Source organism: Polaribacter sp. Z014, assembly GCF_023555435.1.
Classification (GTDB): domain Bacteria; phylum Bacteroidota; class Bacteroidia; order Flavobacteriales; family Flavobacteriaceae; genus Polaribacter.
In genome coordinates, this window is sequence record NZ_JALCZP010000028.1 from 1 (window position 1) to 20,748 (window position 20,748).

Below are 20,748 nucleotides of genomic sequence, written 5' to 3' on the forward strand. Positions count from 1 at the left end.
TACTGAATACTGAATACTGAATACTGAATACTGAATACTGAATACTGAATACTGAATACTGAATACTGAATACTGAATACTGAATACTGAATACTAAAACAACCTTCTATCCGCTGGTTTAGTTTTATCCCATTTAAGATCAGATAGAACAGAAGATTTTACACCAATAAAAAACGTGTAAGAAGAATTTGTACCAAAAGGAACCCAATTAAAATTGAACTGCCAGCTATCTAAATCTCTAGTGAAATTAAATCTAGAAAACGTAAAAGCACCTCCTTTAACATCATAACCAGAAGAGTACCCCATTTTCCATTTTGGGGATAGTTCTAAATTACCACTAAACATAATACTGTGTACACCAATACTTCCGCCGTCTATACCGTTATTAGTATAATTAGTAGAGTATGCTAAATTTATAGACCATGGTATATCTGCTCTATATAACTTAGCTTCTTTATTTTTATCTTCTTCATCTGTATTAATCGCATTTTTTTGTCCAAATCTATCTGTTGGGTTTATGTCTGCACCAATAACATCTACATTATTTTGCCCTCCGTTACCGTCTTGTTTCGATTTATCTTTTTTATCCTTATCAAAATCTGCACTAGAAATGGAATAATTTGCGGTTAAATTAGCGTTTGTTAACCTTAAAATATTTGCATTATATTCATTGATTCTTACTCCTGCGCTATTTACTTTATAAGGATCCATAGAACCACTTAAATTAACAGATAATTTATCTTTAAATAATCGTGTTCCTGCAGAAAAACTAACAGGAGACCATCGCAAGCTATCCGCAGCAATATTATAAGAACTACTAAAATTTAAATTATTTAAAATGGTAATTTTTTCATCTTCCTCATCACTATCTGGGTCTTTTGGGGCCACTTTAGCTTCTAAAACATTATTCAAAGAAATTCCTATAGAATTACTTAAACCAGAAGAAGGAGCACCGTAAATGCCTTGATCATAAACGGTGTAGTCTAATAAATCTGTTGCATCTGCACTTTGTTGTACTTGTTTTATGTATTTGTCTTTAAAATCTGGTCTATAAGAATAAGAAATAGAAGGTCTAAAAGTGTGTCTAATTGTTTTTAATCTTCCTTTTTTAAAGTTAAATGTACCGTAAATATTAGTAGATAAGCTAATACCGGCATTGTATTCTCTATAACTTTTAAAACCTCTAAGTGTATCGGTTACCACAACATTGTCTGTAACATCGTAATCTTTTTGAATATAATCAAACTGCCAAGTTTCTTCATAATTTGCACTTGGTGATAATGTAAAATATTTAAACGCTTTTATATTTGTACTAGTACCTGTTTTATGTTGCATTCCAGATCTTGCGGTTTCAAACATTTTACTAGTAAAAAATTCATCATCTGTAGTATTAATTAAATACTGACCTTGCATGGTGTAAGTAAAACCCATTTTCTGAATAGGTGTTTTTTGAATACCTCTTTTGCCTGCAAATGGATAGATTCTACTCATATTTACAGTTAATGACGGTAAAGTCATTGTAATTGCTTCTGTATTTGTGTTTTGTTGATGACTGGCAGTAAGGTTCATGTTAAACGGTGTGCCAACAAATGTTTTACTGTAATTTATAGAAGAGTTAAAGGTGTTTGTTAAGGTCTGAGAAACGTTATATTGATTTTGAGATTCTCTAAAGAATTTACTACTTCCTAGGTTTACAGATGCAGAGAATCTAGAGTTAGGACTCGCTTTTGAATCTTGACTATGAGACCATCTAATATTAAAGTTGTTAGATTTACTATAATCATCAAAACCTCTAATGCCATCAATGTTATTTTCAAAATTTAAACTAAAAGAACCATTAAAACGGTATCTCTTTCTATAGTTAGACGATATTCTAGATCCCCAACTTCCGTTAGAATAGGCATCACCCAAAACCGTTAAATCCATATAATCGTTAATGGCAAAATAGTAACCACCATTTTGAAACCCAATACCTCTGTCACTACTACCTGTATCAAAAGACGGAATTAAAAACCCAGATACACTAGTTTCAGTGATTGGAAAATAGGCAAAAGGTAAAAAGATAGGCGTAGGTATGTCTGCCAAAACCAGGTTACTTGTACCCACAATAATTTTTTTTCCAGGCACTAATTTTGCTTTGTCTGTGGCAATATAATAATCTGGATTTTCTTTTTCTGAAGTAGTAAAACGTATGTTTCTTACATAAATAGTAGAATCATTTACCCGTTTGGTTTTTTCACCATAGGTAAACATTTCTCCTTGTTTGGTTTTTAAACCATAGATTAAAGCTCTTTTACTTTTAAAATTATAAATCATAGAATCTTGTTCAGACTCTTGAGATCCTTGTTTAAAAACTGGGCGTTGTACATAACCGGTACTATCTATAATTCCTTTTGCAAATAGTGTGTTTTTTTTATAGTCTACAACAATGATACCCGCTTTTAAATCGATATCTGTATACGTAATGTTTGCTTCATTATAAAGAGTAACCGTTTTGTCTTTTGCATTTTGTATGGTGTAGTCTTTAGCAACATGTACAATAATATCTTCTATGGTTTCTTTTGGCTTCAAAGAATCTAAAGCTATAGTGTCTATTTTTTTTAAAAGTAAAGAATCTTTTTTACTCTTAAATAGAGAATCTTTCTTAACGTCAGTAATTTCTGTTTTATCTACAGAGGTTAGGTCTTGAGAAAAGCCTGTTTCTATAAAAAAAATACAGCAAAATAAAAGTATGTATGATAGGTTTGTTTGCAATGCTTTAAATGCTATTTTTGTATAAAGGTAAAAGTATGGCTCAATATTTGGAACACCAAATTTAAGGAAGCCAAAAATAGTTAAATTTTATTGATGCAAATTAAAGAAAATCACAAAATTAAGATGAAAGTAAGAAAACTTCTCTTTTTTCTCTTTGCGTTCTCATTATTGATGAATTCATCATTAATGTTTGCACAAAAAAAATATGTTATAGTTATAGATGCAGGTCATGGAGGTAAAGATCCTGGAAACCTAGGTAATGGGTACAAAGAGAAAAATATAGCTTTAAAAGTTGCTCTAAAAGTAGGCGCAAAGCTATCTGAAAAGAAAGATATAAAAGTACTTTATACTAGAAATAAGGATGTTTTTATAGATTTATGGAAAAGAGGAGATATAGCCAATCATGCAAAAGCAGACTTATTTATATCGATACATTGCGATTCTCATACATCAAATGCTTATGGAGCAGGTACTTTTGTTTTGGGATTAAGAGGTAATAAAAAGAACTTAGAAATTGCAAAAAGAGAAAATGCAGCTATATTTTTAGAGGATAATTATAAAGATAAGTATGTAGGTTTTGATTCAAATTCAGCAGAGTCTGTTATTGGATTATCTCTTTTACAAGAAGAAAATTTAGATAGAAGTTTGGCTATGGCCAGTTTAATTCAGTATAATTTGGCCTCAAAATTAAAAAGACATGATAGAAAAGTAAAGCAAGATAATTTTCAGGTTTTAAGAGAAACCATCATGCCTAGTGTATTGGTAGAATTAGGTTTTTTAACCAATAAAACAGAAGGAAGATTTTTAAATTCCAAAAGAGGGCAAGCACAAATGGGGAATTCTATTGCTGATGCTGTTTTAAATTACATTAATAATTTAAAAATAAACACAGTTGTTAATAATGTAGTAGATAAAAAGGATGTAGAAAATATTTTATTTAAAGTTCAAATTGCTTCCGGAAGAAATAAAATAGCAACCAAGTCATATAACTTTAAGGGCTTAAAAGATGTAGAGAGAATCTCTGTGGGGAGTTATTATAAATATTATTATGGAAATTCTTCTAACTATTCCAAAGTAAAAAAATCTTTAAAGCTTGCAAAATCTAAAGGGTATACATCTGCATTTATCGTTGCTTTTAAGAATGGAGAAAAGGTATCTGTACAAGATGCAGTTAAAATGCAATAGTTTTGGTGGTCTCAACCAAAAATTATTAGTAGTTTTGTTATTAAATTTTTATGGATGTCTAAAGAATTAAAAACAGGAATTGTAGCAGTTATTATTATATTCATATTTATTTGGGGATATAATTTTTTAAAAGGACAAAACTTGTTTGATGGAAATACCCGTTACTTTAAAGTAGAATACTCAAATATTGGAGGTTTAACAGAATCTAGTTTAGTAACTATTAATGGGTTAAAAGTGGGTAAAGTTGTTGATATTGCCTTTAATAAAGCAGCAGATAAGAAAGGGGAATTAATAGTTCGTTTTTCTATTGATAAAGATTTTCAGTTTTCTAAAAATAGTGTTGTAAAAATATATTCTCCAAGCCCATTAGGTGGGTCTAACTTGGCAATAATACCTCATTATGAAGGAGAAGATGCCGTCTCCGGAGATTATCTTAAAGGACAAATTGAATCTAGTTTATTTACTTCTATAGGAGAACGTTTAGATCCTATTCAAGCAAAATTAGAAGACGTAATGGTTAGCGCCGATTCTTTATTTAGAAATGTAAATAAAGTTTTAGATACAAACACACAACATAGTTTAAAAAATTCTGTAACCAGTTTAGAAACTACTTTAAAAGAAGTTAAAAAAATGATGGTTTCTGTTAATGGGATGATAAACGCTACCTCTTCTGATTTAAAAGAAAGTGTAAAAAACACAAAAACAATTACGGCAAATTTTGCAAAAGTTTCTGATACTTTAGCAAAGGTAAATATTGGTGAAATAATGAAAAAAGCGGAAGTATCGCTTAATTCTGTAAATAAAATGTTAGAAGGTATTAATACCGGAAAAGGCACCATTGGTAAGTTAATAACCGATGAAACCATGTATACAAATTTAGAAAACGCTTCTAAAGAATTAGAAGAATTACTTAGAGAAATGAAGTTACATCCAAAAAGATTTGTACATTTTTCATTATTTGGTAAAAAAGCAAAAGCCTACACACCTAATAAAGACACCGAATTAGAAAAAGAAGCTAATAACTAATTTTATAAAAACTTAATATGCAATACTTGCCAAATATAATTTTTGCGTTAGCGTTAGCTTTCGGACTTGGTTTTTTTGTGATGAATATTCGCAAATTAATAAGAAATATCAACTTAGGTAAAGATGTTAATAGAAAAGATAAAAAACCAGAACGTTTAAAAAATATGATTAAGATTGCACTAGGGCAATCTAAAATGGTAAAAAGACCTCTTTCCGGATTTCTTCATATCATTGTTTATGTTGGTTTTATAATTATAAATATAGAAGTTTTAGAAATTATTATTGATGGATTATTTGGGTCACATAGAATTTTTCAAGAAGTTTTAGGTGATGGTTTTTACGCATTTTTAATTGGTTTTTTCGAAATTTTAGCGGCGCTAGTTTTTGTAGCAGTTGTAATTTTTTGGTTACGTAGAAATGTATCTAACATAAAACGTTTCTTTAGTAAAGAAATGAAAGGTTGGCCTAAAAAAGATGGAAATAACATTCTTTATTTTGAAATGGTGTTAATGACCTTGTTTTTGGTGATGAATGCCACTGATGTTCATTTTCAGCAAGCAGGTATAGGAAATCCAATAAGCCAATTTATTACACCATTATTTGATGGTTTTTCTGCAGAAGGATTGCATACCATAGAAAGAACTTGTTGGTGGATTCACATTTTAGGAATCTTAGTATTCTTAAACTACTTATATTATTCTAAGCATTTACATATACTATTAGCATTTCCTAATACGTATTTTGCAAATTTAAATCCAAAAGGACAGTTTACAAATTTAGATTCTGTTACTACTGAAGTAAAATTAATGATGGATCCTGATGCAGATCCTTATGCATCGCCACCAGAAGGAGAAGAAGAAGCTATTCCAGAAAAATTTGGAGCGTCTGATGTTGCAGATTTAAGTTGGGTTCAGTTAATGAATGCTTATACATGTACCGAATGTGGTAGATGTACATCTGCTTGTCCTGCAAATCTTACAGGAAAAGAATTATCACCAAGAAAAATCATGATGGATACTCGTGATCGTTTAGAAGAAGTTGGTAGAAATATCGATGCTAATAAAGGTGTTTTTGTTGATGATGGTAAACAATTATTAAACGATTATATTTCTCCAGAAGAACTTTGGGCATGTACCAGTTGTAATGCTTGTGTAGAGGAATGTCCTGTAAATATCGATCCATTATCTATTATTATGGATATGAGACGATATTTAGTAATGGAAGAAAGTGCAGCGCCACAAGAGTTAAATATGATGATGACAAACATCGAAAATAACGGTGCGCCTTGGCAATACAATCAACAAGACAGATTAAACTGGGCAAACGAGGAGTAAAATAATTTTTCAATTAACAATTATCAATTACGAATTGTACTAATTCATAATTCATAATTTAAAATTTATAATTTATGATGGTACCAACAATGGCAGATATGATGGCTCAAGGTAAGCAACCAGAAGTGTTGTTTTGGGTTGGAGCAGCAGGAAGTTATGATGATAGAGCAAAAAAAATATCAAGAGCATTTGTAAAAATATTACATCAAGCTAAAGTAGATTTTGCAGTTTTAGGAACCGAAGAATCTTCTACTGGAGATGCAGCAAAAAGAGCAGGAAATGAATTCTTGTTTCAAATGCAAGCAATGATGAATATTGAAGTGTTAAATGGGTACGAAGTGAAAAAAATTGTCACTTGTGATCCGCATTCGTTTAATACATTAAAAAACGAATATCCTGGTTTAGGAGGTAAATATGAAGTTTTTCATCACACACAATTTATACAAAATTTAATTGAAGAAGGGCGTTTAAAGATTGACGACACTACTTTAAAAGGAAAAAGAGTAACCTTTCACGATCCTTGTTATTTAGGGAGAGCCAATGACGTTTATGAATCTCCCAGAGAATTAATAAAAAGATTAGGTGTTAATTTAACTGAAATGAAACGCAACAAAGCTACTGCTTTATGTTGTGGAGCAGGAGGAGCGCAAATGTTTAAAGACGCAGAAAAAGGGGATAAGGAGATTAATGTTTTAAGAACAGAAGATGCTTTAGAAACCAAACCAAATATTATAGCAACAGGTTGCCCATATTGCAATACCATGATGACAGACGGAATTAAATTTAAAGAAAAAGAAGCAGAAGTGGTTGTTAAAGATATTGCAGAGTTAATAGCAGAAGCTAATAAATTATAAAATAACCAACGTTTAAAAATATATTTATTATTCCCGCTTATGCGGGAATATCATTTTAAATAAGTCAGAATTTTTGTTCTAAAGATGATTAAAAACTACGTAAAAGCTGCTCGTTTAAGAACTTTACCTTTATCCGTTTCAGGAATTATTGTTGGAAGTTTTTTAGGAATTGATCAATTGAATAATCAGATTTCAATTTTTGAATCTCCTATTTTTTGGTTGGCAATTTTAACTACAATTGGTTTTCAGGTATTATCAAACTTTGCAAACGATTATGGAGATGGCATAAAAGGTTCTGATAAAAATAGAACAGGAGAAGCACGTATGGTTTCATCAGGAGCAATTACGCCGAAACAAATGAAATTGGCTATGATAGTTACCACAATTATCACCTTAATAATAGCTTTATTATTGATTTATGTTTCTTTTGGAAAAGAAAATTTTGGGTATTCAATTTTATTTTTTGTTTTAGGTATTGCCTCAATTGCGGCAGCTATAAAATACACAGTAGGTAATTCAGCCTATGGTTATAGTGGTTTTGGTGATGTTTTTGTTTTTTTATTTTTTGGTTTATTAAGCGTTGTGGGCAGTTATTTCTTGTATATAAAACAAATTGATTACGCTATTTTCTTGCCTGCAATTTCCGTTGGTTTGTTAAGTACAGCTGTTTTAAATCTAAATAATTTACGAGATAGGGAAGAGGATAAAAAGAATAATAAAAATACATTAGTAGTTAAATTAGGTAATGAAACGGCGAAAAAATACCATTATTTTTTAATTTTTGGAGCTTTAGCGATTGCTTGTCTCTATGTTTTTTTCGACTTTAAAACAATTTATCAACTTCTTTTTTTGGTGGCTTTCGTTCCATTAATTAAAAACGTAAAAACAGTAGCAAAAAATAAAATTCCTGCAGAATTAGACAGTGAACTTAAAAAAGTAGCATTAAGTACTTTTTTGTTTGCCATACTTTTTGGAGTTGGTCAAATTTTGTAAATTAGAATTCAAATATAATTGTAAGATATGAAGATTAAATTTTTAGGACACTCTTGTTTTTCAATAGAAATAAACGGAATTAATATTTTAATAGATCCTTTTATTTCTGGAAACTCATTGGCATCTCAAATAGATATTTCTAGCTTAAAAGCAGATTTTATTTTGTTAACACATGCGCATCAAGATCATGTTTTAGATACGGAAGTAATTGCAGAAAGAACAAATGCAGTTATTGTTTCTAATTATGAAATAGCGATGTATTATGCAGCAAAAGATTTACAAGTGCATGCATTAAATCACGGAGGAACTTTTATTACAGAAAACTTTTCGGCAAAATATGTAAATGCAATTCATACTTCTTCTTTTGCAGATGGTACTTATGGAGGTGTACCAGGAGGTTTTGTGATTACATCTAAAGATAAAAATTTATACGTTGCCGGAGATACAGCTGTAACTATGGATATGAAGTTGATACCGATGTTTACCAAGCTAGATGCTGCTATTTTGCCGGTTGGAGATACTTTTACAATGGGAGTTGAAGATGCAATTATTGCAAGTGATTTAGTAGAATGTAATAAAGTAATTGCCTGTCATTTTAATACATTTCCACCAATAGAAATAGATGCTAACGATGCTAAGTCTAAATTTGCATCAAAAGGAAAAGAGTTAATCGTTTTAGAAATAGGAGAAAATATACATATATAAAATGAAAACAATTAAAATTATTTTAGGAATCATTTCTACGATTGTAGTCGCTTTTCTATTAACGGGTTTGTTTGTAAAAGAAACAACTTATACGGCTACAATTTCTGTAAATAAATCTGTTGAAGAGGTATTTAAAATTTTCAACAATTCTGAAGATATAAAAAATTGGATTCCAGAAGTACAGTCTTTCGAGGTAATGAATGACAATCCGGGAAAAACAGGAAGTATTTATAAAATTGTTGTTCTAAATCAAGGTCAAGAAATAACCATGACCGAAAAAGTAATGGCATACGTACCAAATGAAAAGGTAACCTTGTTTTTTGATGCAGAAGGAATGCTTAAAAAAGATGATTATACTTTTACTGAAGAAAACGGAGTTACAACCATAACTTTAAATGTGAGTTGCCAAAGTGAAACATATTTAATGGCATGTGTTTTTCCTTTTTTTAAAGGTACTTTTATAGAACAAGATCAATCGTATTTAAATAACTTTAAAGCGTTTGCAGAAAAACAATAATTCTTTCTTTTGATAAAAGCTAAATATAATAAATACATACTCAATTTTAAAAATCCAAGTGGAACATCTCGAGGGATTTTAAGAACCAAAGAAACTTGGTTTATCATTTTAGAAGAAAATGGTAAAACGGGTATTGGAGAAACAGGTTTGTTTAGAGGTTTAAGTATTGATGATGTTCCTAATTATAAAGAAAAACTTATTTGGGTTTGTAATAATATAGATAAAGGGCTTGAGTGGCTACTTTATGAACTCTTAGAATTTCCATCGATTCAATTTGGTTTAGAACAAGCTTTTTTATCGCTTAAAAGCGAGCATAAGTTTGAGCTATTTCCATCAGAATTTACCAAAGGAAAAGAAGCGATTTCTATAAATGGCTTAATTTGGATGGGAGAAAAAGAATTCATGAAAAAGCAAATTAAAGAAAAATTAGAAACTGGTTTTTCATGTATCAAGATGAAAATTGGTGCTATTGATTTTGATGCTGAAATTGAGTTGTTAAAATCCATTCGAAAAGAATTTTCTTCGAAAGAAATAGAATTACGAGTAGATGCAAACGGCGCTTTTAATCCTAAGAATGCTTTAGAAAAACTAAAACGTTTATCCGAATTAGAAATTCATTCTATAGAACAACCTATTAAGCAAGGTCAAATAGAAGAAATGGCTGCTTTATGTGAACAAACACCTTTACCAATTGCATTGGATGAAGAATTAATTGGGGTGTTTTCATCCGAAGAAAAAAAACAATTGTTGCAGACAATAAAACCACAATACATTATCTTAAAACCAAGTCTAATTGGTGGTTTTGCAGGGAGTTTAGATTGGATTAAATTTGCTCAAGAAATAAATAGCGATTGGTGGATTACATCTGCCTTAGAAAGTAATATTGGGTTAAATGCGATTGCGCAATTTACACATACCTTAAAAAGTGATTTGCCACAAGGTTTGGGAACTGGTGGTTTATTTACAAATAATTTTACAAGTCCGTTAGTAGTTAAAAACGGAACATTACAATACAATCCAGCTCAAAACTGGAATTTTAATTTATAAACATGAATTACATACAACAAGCATATAAAGGTCGAAATGAGTGGTTTTATTGGGTATTAACCATCATGTTAGTATTTGCAGGATGGCAAATTATTGGCGTATTGCCTTTAATGGCATTAGCGATTATGCATTCTGCAAACATGGCGGAGTTTACAAAAGCAGCTCAAGATAATTTTATGACCTTAGGAATTGATAAAAATCTCTTCTTATTTTTTATGATTTTAATGTTCTTTTTTGGTTTAGTTAGCTTAATTGTTGGAGTTAAATATATCCATAAAAGAACGGTTACATCATTGGTTACCAGTAGAAAAAAAATAGATTGGAAACGTTTTTGGTTTAGTTTTATTTCTTGGGGAATTATCTCTACAGTAGTAATTATGGCTGGTATTTTTTTATCACCAGAAAACTATGTTTGGAATTTTAAACCTGTTCCTTTCTTTACTTTATTAGCGGTCTCTTTTCTGTTTTTACCTTTTCAAACTTCGTTTGAAGAATTATTATTTAGAGGTTATTTTATGCAAGGTTTGGGTATTTTGGCTAAAAACAGATGGTTGCCTTTGGTATTAACTTCTGTTTGTTTTGGTTTATTGCATGGAGCAAATCCTGAGGTTGAAAAACTAGGTTATATTTCTATGGTTTTTTATATTGGTACAGGTTTCTTTTACGGAATTACCACTTTAATGGATGAAGGAACCGAGTTGTCTCTTGGATTACATGCCATTAATAATATTGTAGCTGCATTTTTTGTAACCACCAATTGGACTGTTTTTCAAACGGATGCCTTATATGTAGATACTTCTGAGCCTTCTGTGGGTTGGGAAATGTTTTTCCCTGTTTTAGTTTTATATCCACTACTTTTATTTGTTTTTTCTAAAAAATATGGATGGAAAAATTGGATAGAGAAACTAACAGGAAAGATTAAAGAACCTGTAAATTTAAAAGAAAACTATAGAATTTTAGAAGATTGAAATTAGATAGATTTCATACAAGTTTTCAATTAAATGGAATTTCATTTGCTTCTGTAGAGGAAATGCTAACGTATACTGCTGGTTTTTCTGATGATATCCATCAATTTTTAGAAAATTGGTTTTCTAAGGATACTTTTATTATTGTTAAAACCTCCGGTTCTACAGGAGTTCCAAAAGAGATAAAGTTGCAAAAAAGTCAGATGATTAATTCTGCTTTAGCTACCGGAACGTTTTTTGATTTAAAAGAAAATACCATCGCTTTATTGTGTTTGCCAACAGAATATATAGCTGGTAAAATGATGTTGATAAGAGCCTTAGTTTTAGGTTGGCAATTAGATGTAGTAGCTCCAAATTCTTTTCCACTACGTGGGATAAAAAAGCAGTATGATTTTACAGCTATGGTTCCGTTACAGTTAGAGAATTCTTTAGCTGAGCTACCTCAAATTAAAAAATTAATTGTTGGAGGAGGCGTAGTTTCTAACCAATTACAAGCAAAAATTCAGACTTCTATTTGTGCTGTTTTTGCTACTTATGGTATGACAGAAACCATAACGCATATTGCTGTTAAAAGGTTGAATAATCCTTTGTCAATTCAAGTAGATAGTGAACAGAAATCTTTTCAAAAAGAATTTTATCAAACATTACCCAATGTAGAAATCTATAAAGACGCTAGAAACTGTTTGGTAATTAAAGCTCCAAATGTTTCAAATGAAGTTATTTTTACAAATGATAGTATTTATTTAGTTTCTGATCATCAATTTGAATGGTTAGGTCGTTTAGATAACGTAATAAATTCTGGAGGTGTAAAATTGCATCCGGAAATAATTGAAGAAAAATTATCGAAGATTATTTCAAATCGGTTTTTTGTTACAGGAATTCCTAATGAGCAACTAGGGGAGAAGCTTGTTTTAGTTGTGGAGCAACCTTTCGCTTCAGTGGAATTTAAAAAGTCTCTAAAATTAGAAATAGCACAATTAAAATTACTTAAAAAATTTGAAGTTCCAAAAGATATTTATTTTGTGAATGAATTTATAGAAACGGATACCAAAAAAGTACAACGTAAAAAAACACTAGATTTATTAAAATATTAATCGATGTTTAGGCGGTAATCTTTTAAATCTTTATTTTCTTTTTTTGTTGTTTTATAGGGTGTTTAATGGATTTTATTTATTTTTTTATAAAAAAATTATATGTTTTAAGCTATCTATTTATCAGAATATAGTCAATAATGTTTATTATGTTAATTTTTTAAGATATGGTAAAGGTAGCCTTAATAATTAGTTAATGTTTTAGTTTAGTGGAGTTTATTCTTTAATATGTATTTAAACTATTGTATATTTGTTCTTATTCTGAAGATAATATGTAATAATTAAATTGGGGGATTGAATTTATTATATCCTAGGAATAACTATAGTCGTAATTTTTTAATTACGGCTTTTTGTTTTTGTAACCTTAATCTTTTGGATTTAGTTTTAGGTCTTAATAATTGAAAAGGTAGCGGGTTTCTTTTAATTTATCTCAAGTTTTCTATAGAATTTTTTTTTTGGTATTATTTTTGATATTTTTGATGAAATTACCATTCATGAAAAATGTTATATTGGGTTTATCTATTTGTTTCTTTTCTGTAGCTAACATTGTTGCACAAGAACAAATTATAGAAGAACATAAAATTAAATTAGAAGAAACAATTTCTTTAAATTGGCAGCCTACTTTTAAGGATGCTTTAAAGAAATCTAAAAACGAAAATAAACCAGTACTTATTTATTTTACGGGTTCAGATTGGTGTGGACCTTGTAAAATATTAGATAAGAAACTTTTTCATACTCAAAAATTTAAGGATATAGCAGACAAAGATTTAATTTTATATGAAGCAGATAGTCCTAGAAATTTAGATTTAATTTCTTCTGATAAAATAGAAATAAATAATGATTTAAAAAGGAAGTTTCAAATAAGAACATTTCCAACATTAGTTTTTGTAAACCATAAAGGAAAAATAATTGGTTATAAAAAAGGATTAATTTTAACAGATTACTATTATCCTTTTATTCAATCAGTAATAGAAAATTATTAAATTAAACAACCGAGGCTAATAGCTTCGGTTTTTTTGGTTTAGAATTTTGTTCATCCCTAGTTTTATTCCATTTTCTTAGTGTGTAAGTTGCTACAATTAAAATAGTGAAGATTGCATTGGAGTAATACAGTTATTCTATGGTTTTTTCTTATTGTTGGCAATTCTTCATTATTAATTAGAGAGAGTCTTAAAACTTGTATTTTACCTCTCTAATGCACTATCATAAGTTACTTTGTTCTTTCTTGATCTATATAAAATTTTAGAAAGAGAAACTTGTGCTTATTTTTTTTAATAAGAAGTGTTTTTAAATTGTAGAGATGTTGTTTTATTAATGAATATTAAATAAACTAAAATAGCAGCAGTATTAAATAAAAAAAACCGAAGCTAATAGCTTCGGTTTTATATTAATGCTCTAATTTACTTAGAGGTATAATTATTTTTCATTTACTACTCTAAAAGTAGTTCTTCTGTTAGCTCTGTGTTGTGCTTCTGTACAAGAAACTCCATCAGAACATCTGTTAGTTAATTTAGACTCTCCAAAACCGTTACCAGTTAATTTACTTGGGTTTACACCTTTAGAAATTAAATAGTTTGTAACCGCTTGAGCTCTTCTTTCAGATAAATTTTGGTTGTTTTCTTTTGTTCCTCTTGAATCTGTATGAGACTCTAAAGCTACAGATACACCAGTTTTTAATACAGGTAATAATCTAGTATCAATAATTCCTTTAGCAGCTGAAGTTAAAGTAGCGCTTCCTAAATTCCAGTTAATAGGTAAAATAGTGTTGTTAACTAATGAACATTCAACTACTTTCCAAGTTGTTAATCCACCTTTGTTAACTAAGATTTCTTTTGTTACAGTTTTGTATTTAGCAGCAACAGTAACTTCTTCTTGCCATGCATCTTTAACTAAAACTGTTTTATTGATACTTCCATAAACTGCAGGAATTTCAATAGATGAAGTTGTAGGTCCTTTAACCATTACTTTAGTAGTATATGTTTTATCATATCCAGGAACTTTATCAGATACTGTACTTGCGTCTCTGTCTAATGTAGTTAAAGGAATAGTAACATATTGTGCAGGAACTGGTTTATAACACCAGTATCTACAATCGTTAGGATCGCTAGATTCACAATCAGGAGCTTTTTCACTCATTTCCCAGTTAGCAGAAGCTGCTTTAGTCTCTATTGTTTGAGAATCTGGATTAAATGTTGCATTAATTACTCTTAATTTATTTGCATCTTCTTTAGCTCTATAGCTAACAGTTTTGTCTTCCCATACTGCAGGAACAATAGCTAAACGTTTTCCAGCTTCTTTAATTAAAACTCTTTCGGTTACTGTATTGTATTCTGCAGGATGCGTTACAATTTTTTTGTAAGCCGGAGCTATTTCAATAGTTACATCTTCGTTTTTCCATACTTCTGGAGTTTTACAACGTACGTAACATTTTCCTGGTTCTGGATTTGTTGGTAAGTCTTGAGCAAAAGCTGTTGCTCCAAACATTAATAGCGTAGCACTTAGTAAAATTTTTTTCATAATAAACTTGTTTTGATTTTTTAGTTCTCTTGTATGACCCCTGTTTTTTTAGTAAGTCACATAATTTGATAACAAAAATACAAAATATGTTAAAGAAATCATAAAATAATATAAAAACTATTTATATTTTATTGTAAAAGAGGCTTTTAATAATACCATCTGATAGTCCAATTTTTGGAACATAAATTTTTCTTGCACCACTCCACTTCATAGCAGACAAGTAAATTTTGGTTGCTGGTATAATAACATCAGCTCTATCTGGGTTTAAACTTAACTCAGAAATACGCTCATCATAAGTCATTTGTTTTAAAAATTGATATTGAGCATTTAAATAAATATAAGAAATTGGTTTTCCTTCTGTACGTCCAGACATTTTAAATAACTTATTAATGTTACCTCCAGAACCAATTAAGGATACCTTTTTTAAATCTTTAGTATTTTTCTTTATCCATTTTTCTACATTGGCAAAAATTTCTTTGTTTACAGCTTTTTTGTTGCTTAGCAAACGTACTGTACCCATTTTAAAAGATTTTGAAGTAATAATTTTACCTTCAGAAAATATGGTGAATTCTGTACTACCACCACCAACATCAACATATACGTAAGAATTACTTCCTTCTATTAATTGATTTAGATCTGTAGATGAAATAATAGCGGCTTCTTCTTTACCTCCAATTATATCAATTTTTACACCTGTTTCTTTAAAAATTTTATCAACAACTTCTTTACCGTTTTCTGCTTCTCTCATAGCAGATGTTGCACAGGCTTTATATCTTTCTACACCATTTACATCCATTAATAATTTAAATGCTTCCATAGCATTTATCATTCTGGTTGTGTTTTTCTCACTGATAATTCCACCAACAAAAGCATCTGCACCTAAACGAATTGGCACACGTACTAAAGAAGATTTTTTAAACTGAGGCTCTTTGTCTTCAGATACTATAACATTGGATATTAACAATCTAATTGCATTTGAACCAATATCTATAGCACCATATTTTTTTATTTCTAACAAACTATTTTATTTATGGTTTTTAGGGAACTCTATCATAAACGTTTTCCCTTTTTTTAAGTTTTTCCAATGTTTATCTTCAAATTGAATGCCGACAACCCCACAAGTTGATACGTGAGAAATAGGTTTGTTACCAAACTTATTTACAAAGGTATTAATACCATGATCATGACTAAAAATAATAGCAGAATTAAAACCATCATCTAAAGCATTGACTGTTTTTACCAAATAACCATCACTAAAGCTATATAGCTGCCTTTTTACTTGTAGGTTAGATAAAGGAAATTCGAAATTTTCGCAAAAAATAATAGCTGTATGTAAGGCTCTGTTAGCACTACTAGATACAAAAACGTCTGGTCTTTTTATTTCTTTTGCTAAGAATTTAGACATTAAATGTGCGTCTTTTATTCCGCGTTTTTTTAGAGGCCTGTCAATATCTTCTATTCCTGAGTATTCCCAAGAAGATTTTGCATGTCTAACAATGTATAAAGTTTTCATTCAATTTTAATTGTTGAGTTGTAAATATAAAAATTTATGGCGCTAATCTTTCTTTTTTCCAAGAAAAATCTTCTTCTAACGTATATCTTATTCTATCGTGCATTCTATTGGGTCTCCCTTGCCAAAATTCTATAGAAATAGGTTTCACTATATAGCCACCCCAATGCTTTGGTCTAATAATTTCTTCTCCCTCAAACTTTTTTTCAAAAGTTTTTAAAAGTGTATCTAATTCTTCTCTAGAAGAAACAATCTCACTTTGGTTAGATGCCCAAGCACCTAATTTACTTCCGTCTGGTCTCGATTCAAAGTAACCGTCAGATAAGTTTTCTGCTAAGATTTCTGCGTTTCCTTTAATAATAATTTGCTGTTCTAACCCAGGCCAAAAGAAAGATAAACAGATATTGTTGTTGGCGGCAATAGCTTTTCCTTTTTCTGAATTGTAATTGGTGTAAAAGATAAAACCTTCCCAAGTAAACTTTTTTAATAAAACAACTCTGCTTTTTGGGAAACCATCTAAACCAATTGATGAAACGGTCATGGCGTTACTTTCATCAACCATATTAGAGTTATCAGCATTGATAAACCAAGTTTGAAATAACTCCATGGGGTTTTCTGGACAAGTGCTTTCTAAAAGTTCTTGTTTTTCGTAGGATTTTCTGTAATTACTTAAATCTTTTGACATTCTTCTAATTTCTATTAAGTAAAAATAGGGATTATTTTAAGAGTACAAACATTCTAAAACCCCCTTTTTTAATCAATTTCATTTAAATGTTTTGCTAAATAAACTCCAGAACTTGCACATGCTTGTATTAAATAGCCTCCAGTAGGTGCATCCCAATTTACCATTTCTCCAATACAGTATTGATTCGGAATTTTATCTAATTGAAAATGAGTGTCCATAGCATTCAAATCAATTCCGCCAACACTAGAAATAGCTGCGTTTAACTTTCCTAAACCTGTAATTTCTAAAGGAAAATTTTTAATGTATTTTGATAAAATTTCTGAATCTAAATAAGTTTCTTTAGAAAGATGAATTTTAAGTAAATCAATTTCAGAATTACTTAACTTTAATCCTTTTTTTAAAGTTTGTGTAGTATTTTTAAAGTTTGAATTTACCATTTTAGATGTAACTTGCTCTAAAGTGAAAGTGGGTTTAAAATCGATGTAAATTGTTGCTTTTTCTTCGGTTTTTAGTTGCGCTCTAATTTGCGGACTCAAAGCGTAAATGGCATTTCCTTCCAATCCGAATTTAGTAATTACAGCTTCTCCTTTTTGTTTTTTATCTGCACATGTAATGGTTATATTTTTTAATGGAGTTCCTTCGTTTTGGGTGATGAAATCCGGATTCCAATCAATTTTAAATGCACAATTTGAAGCTTCAAACGGAGCGGTATTTACACCTTTTTCTTGAAACGTTTCTAACCAGCTACCATCAGAGCCTGTAATTTTCCAACTTGCGCCTCCTAAAGAAAAAACGGTATAATCAGACGGAATAATTGCATTATTAATGATGAGATTATTTTCTGCATTCCAACCCGAAAAAGTATGTTCATATTTAAAAACGATTCCTTTTTCTTTTAAATGATTTAAAATAGTATTGATAACAGTGATTGGTTTTATGCCTTCTTCTGGATAAATCCTTTTACTACTACCAATATAGGTAGGGATTCCTATAGATTGTAGCCAATTTCTAAAATCATCATTGGTAAAACTTAATAAAGCATCTTTTAAAAAATTGGTAGGCGTATAACGTTCAATAAAATCTAGAATGGATTCTGAATGTGTAAGGTTAAAACCTCCTTTTCCTGCAACTAATAGTTTTCTACCCGCAGTTTTATTTTTTTCATAAATAGTAACCTCAAACTTTGTAGTATCTAAAAAAGCTGCTAAAAGTAGGGCGGAAGGTCCGGAGCCAATGATGGAAATTGATTTTTTCATGTTATTCATTTATAAAATGATATATGCTTGTTTTTTTAAGGTTTAAGTGGTTTTTTATTGAATTCGATAACTAAATTGATATCGAACGTTTTAATGTTTAATATCAAAAGTTAGCGAAGTTATTCGAAAATAAGCTTAGAAACAAACCCTAATTACTTCTTCGCTAAATACAATCCAATAAAGGTTAAAAAGCCGTTTAAAATCAATACAAAAAAGCCAAAATCGAAACCAAGTTTTTCTTTCGAATAATAACTAATCATATAAGTAAGAACCGGAGCAATTAAACATATAGCAGGTACCAATTTATCTTTTACTTTTAATTTTGTAAACATTCCAAAAGCATATAAACCTAATAAAGGTCCGTATGTATAACCCGCAAATGTGAATATTTTTGCAATAACACTTGCATCCGCAATAAAATATTTAAAAACAAGGATCGTAGCTATCAATACCAAAGAGAAAATAATATGAATTTTCTTTCTAATTTTTTCTTGTTCGTTTTTATCTTTCTTTTTATCAATTTCTAAAATATCAATACTAAAAGAAGTGGTTAAAGAGGTTAAGGCAGAATCTGCACTAGAATAGGCCGCAGCAATTAAACCTAGTAAGAAGAAAAGGGCAGTAGCTAAACCTAAATTTCCTTGCGTTGCAATGATTGGGAAGAGTTGGTCTTTGTGAGCATCGATACCATTTTGTTGGGCATAATCGGTTAATAAAACACCCAATGCTAAAAAGAAAAAGTTGACGATTACCAACACAATGGTAAACCAAAACATGTTTTTTTGTGCGTCTTTTAAGTTTCTACAGGTTAGGTTTTTTTGCATCATATCTTGGTCTAAACCAGTCATAACAACGGCAATAAAAGCACCAGCTAAAAATTGTTTCCAGAAATAATTTCCGGCTTTTACATCTTCAAAAAAGAATGTTTTAGACAATTCGCTATCGGCAACGTAGGTAAAAAGGTTGTCAATTTTCATTTCGCTAGAAATGGTATAAATACAAACACCTACAGCAATCAACATAAATAAGGTTTGTAAAGTATCTGTCCAAACAATGGTTTTTATACCTCCTTTAAAAGTGTATAGCCAAATTAATAGAATGGTGATGGAAACGGTTACCCAAAACGGAACTCCATAGGCGTCGAACAAGATTGCTTGTAAAACATTTGCCACTAAAAAAAGTCTGAAAGCAGCACCAACTATTCTAGAAAGTAAAAAGAAACTTGCACCTGTTTTGTAAGAATAGTTACCAAAACGATCTTGTAAATAGGTGTAAATGGAGGTTAAATTTAGTTTGTAATAGAGTGGCAGTAATACCAAGCCAATAATTGCATATCCAACAACATACCCTAAAACCATTTGAAAATAGCTCATAGAGTCGGTTTCTATCCAACCAGGAACCGAAATAAAAGTAACTCCAGAAAGAGAAGCGCCAATCATACCAAAAGCTACTAAGTACCACGGTGAAGAATTGTTTGCTTTAAAAAAGGTTTTATTGTCGGCAGATTTTCCGGTGATGTAAGAAATGCCTATTAAAACAGTAAAATAAGCGACTATTAAAAGGAGTATATAAAGTGGTTGCATTTGGTAAATTACGAATTACGATTTAACAAATACGAAGATATACTTTTTTAAATTTTTAATGTATTATTTCGTAATTGATAATTGATAATTCGTAATTTTGCTAGCTATGGATTTTTCATCAAAACTTTTAGAAAATGCAGTAAATGAGGTGTCTCGTTTACCAGGAATTGGTAAGAGAACGGCATTGCGTTTGGTATTGCATTTATTAAAACAACCTTCTGATAATACTAAGTTTTTATCTGAGGCATTGTTACACTTAAGAAATGATGTAAAAACTTGTGAAAAATGTCATAATATTTCGGATACGGAATTGTGTGATATTTGCAATAATGTAAAAAGAAATCCAGAAATTGTTTGTGTGGTAGAAGATATTAGAGATGTAATGGCTATAGAAAGTACGTCTCAATTTAATGGATTGTACCATGTTTTAGGAGGTAAAATTTCTCCGATTGAAGGTATTGGTCCTCAGAATTTACAAATAGAAAGTTTAATTAGAAAAGTAGAAAGTGGCGAAGTAAAAGAATTGATTTTTGCGTTAAGTTCTACGATGGAAGGAGATACGACCAACTTCTATATTTTTAAACAAATAGAAAAATTTGAAATTACAACTTCTACAATTGCTCGTGGAATTTCTGTGGGTGATGAATTAGAGTATGCAGATGAGGTTACTTTAGGTAGATCTATTGTAAATAGAATTCCGTTTGAACAGAGTATAAGAAGTTAAAT

At 30.1% G+C, this 20,748-nt stretch carries 19 protein-coding genes; 12 read left to right on the forward strand and 7 right to left on the reverse strand.

Annotated features, from left to right (window positions below):
• Positions 1-93: 93 nt before the first annotated feature.
• Positions 94-2,754: a putative LPS assembly protein LptD gene (locus MPF19_RS17285; protein WP_249989512.1), complete on the reverse strand. Its 2,661-nt coding sequence runs from the start codon at positions 2,752-2,754 to the stop codon at positions 94-96.
• A gap of 123 nt (positions 2,755-2,877) precedes the next feature.
• Here MPF19_RS17285 and MPF19_RS17290 point away from each other — a divergent pair, with 123 nt between their 5' ends.
• The 11 genes from MPF19_RS17290 (at position 2,878) to MPF19_RS17340 (ending at position 13,454) form a co-directional block, all read left to right on the forward strand.
• Positions 2,878-3,939, forward strand: coding sequence for an N-acetylmuramoyl-L-alanine amidase family protein (locus MPF19_RS17290; RefSeq protein WP_249989514.1), 1,062 nt, complete (start codon positions 2,878-2,880; stop codon positions 3,937-3,939).
• A gap of 54 nt (positions 3,940-3,993) precedes the next feature.
• On the forward strand, positions 3,994-4,965 hold the full coding sequence (locus MPF19_RS17295; protein ID WP_249989516.1) for an MlaD family protein: 972 nt from the start codon (positions 3,994-3,996) through the stop codon (positions 4,963-4,965).
• Between the two features lie 17 nt (positions 4,966-4,982).
• Entirely contained in the window at positions 4,983-6,299 is a 1,317-nt protein-coding gene (locus tag MPF19_RS17300; RefSeq protein WP_249989517.1) for a 4Fe-4S dicluster domain-containing protein, read from the forward strand.
• Positions 6,300-6,373: 74 nt separating this feature from the next.
• On the forward strand, positions 6,374-7,153 hold the full coding sequence (locus tag MPF19_RS17305) for a (Fe-S)-binding protein (protein ID WP_249989519.1): 780 nt from the start codon (positions 6,374-6,376) through the stop codon (positions 7,151-7,153).
• A gap of 84 nt (positions 7,154-7,237) precedes the next feature.
• The gene (menA, locus tag MPF19_RS17310) at positions 7,238-8,146 is read left to right on the forward strand and encodes a 1,4-dihydroxy-2-naphthoate octaprenyltransferase (RefSeq protein WP_249989521.1); all 909 of its coding nucleotides are present in this window, start codon (positions 7,238-7,240) and stop codon (positions 8,144-8,146) included.
• Positions 8,147-8,173: 27 nt separating this feature from the next.
• A complete protein-coding gene (locus tag MPF19_RS17315; RefSeq protein ID WP_249989523.1) occupies positions 8,174-8,851 on the forward strand; it encodes a metal-dependent hydrolase in 678 nt (225 codons plus the stop codon).
• Between the two features lies 1 nt (position 8,852).
• On the forward strand, positions 8,853-9,368 hold the full coding sequence (locus MPF19_RS17320) for an SRPBCC family protein (RefSeq protein ID WP_203394555.1): 516 nt from the start codon (positions 8,853-8,855) through the stop codon (positions 9,366-9,368).
• A gap of 9 nt (positions 9,369-9,377) precedes the next feature.
• Positions 9,378-10,415 carry an o-succinylbenzoate synthase gene (locus MPF19_RS17325; RefSeq protein WP_249989525.1) on the forward strand — a complete coding sequence of 346 codons (1,038 nt, stop codon included), beginning with the start codon at positions 9,378-9,380 and terminating at the stop codon, positions 10,413-10,415.
• Between the two features lie 2 nt (positions 10,416-10,417).
• Positions 10,418-11,383 (forward strand): CPBP family intramembrane glutamic endopeptidase, encoded by a 966-nt coding sequence (locus MPF19_RS17330; protein ID WP_203394557.1) that lies wholly within the window; start codon positions 10,418-10,420, stop codon positions 11,381-11,383.
• Positions 11,380-12,474, forward strand: coding sequence for an AMP-binding protein (locus tag MPF19_RS17335; protein WP_249989526.1), 1,095 nt, complete (start codon positions 11,380-11,382; stop codon positions 12,472-12,474). Before MPF19_RS17330 ends, MPF19_RS17335 begins: the two co-directional genes overlap by 4 nt.
• A gap of 491 nt (positions 12,475-12,965) precedes the next feature.
• On the forward strand, positions 12,966-13,454 hold the full coding sequence (locus tag MPF19_RS17340) for a thioredoxin family protein (RefSeq protein ID WP_249989528.1): 489 nt from the start codon (positions 12,966-12,968) through the stop codon (positions 13,452-13,454).
• A 433-nt stretch (positions 13,455-13,887) separates the two neighbouring features.
• On the opposite strand, the gene MPF19_RS17345 is transcribed toward MPF19_RS17340, so the two are convergent.
• The 6 genes from MPF19_RS17345 to MPF19_RS17370 all read right to left on the reverse strand — a co-directional run bounded on the left by MPF19_RS17345 (position 13,888) and on the right by MPF19_RS17370 (position 20,022).
• Positions 13,888-14,988 (reverse strand): OmpA family protein, encoded by a 1,101-nt coding sequence (locus MPF19_RS17345; RefSeq protein WP_249989530.1) that lies wholly within the window; start codon positions 14,986-14,988, stop codon positions 13,888-13,890.
• Between the two features lie 121 nt (positions 14,989-15,109).
• The gene (locus MPF19_RS17350; RefSeq protein ID WP_203394560.1) at positions 15,110-16,006 is read right to left on the reverse strand and encodes a Ppx/GppA phosphatase family protein; all 897 of its coding nucleotides are present in this window, start codon (positions 16,004-16,006) and stop codon (positions 15,110-15,112) included.
• Positions 16,007-16,012: 6 nt separating this feature from the next.
• Positions 16,013-16,501, reverse strand: coding sequence for a SixA phosphatase family protein (locus MPF19_RS17355; protein WP_203394561.1), 489 nt, complete (start codon positions 16,499-16,501; stop codon positions 16,013-16,015).
• A gap of 34 nt (positions 16,502-16,535) precedes the next feature.
• Complete coding sequence (gene pdxH, locus MPF19_RS17360) at positions 16,536-17,183, reverse strand: pyridoxamine 5'-phosphate oxidase (RefSeq protein ID WP_249989532.1); 648 nt, start codon at positions 17,181-17,183, stop codon at positions 16,536-16,538.
• A gap of 68 nt (positions 17,184-17,251) precedes the next feature.
• Positions 17,252-18,439 (reverse strand): BaiN/RdsA family NAD(P)/FAD-dependent oxidoreductase, encoded by a 1,188-nt coding sequence (locus MPF19_RS17365; RefSeq protein WP_249989533.1) that lies wholly within the window; start codon positions 18,437-18,439, stop codon positions 17,252-17,254.
• Positions 18,440-18,591: 152 nt separating this feature from the next.
• Positions 18,592-20,022 carry a sodium:solute symporter gene (locus tag MPF19_RS17370; protein WP_249989535.1) on the reverse strand — a complete coding sequence of 477 codons (1,431 nt, stop codon included), beginning with the start codon at positions 20,020-20,022 and terminating at the stop codon, positions 18,592-18,594.
• Between the two features lie 106 nt (positions 20,023-20,128).
• Between MPF19_RS17370 and recR the strand changes: the two genes are divergently transcribed.
• Positions 20,129-20,746 carry a recombination mediator RecR gene (gene recR / locus MPF19_RS17375; protein ID WP_203394565.1) on the forward strand — a complete coding sequence of 206 codons (618 nt, stop codon included), beginning with the start codon at positions 20,129-20,131 and terminating at the stop codon, positions 20,744-20,746.
• Positions 20,747-20,748 lie beyond the last annotated feature (2 nt).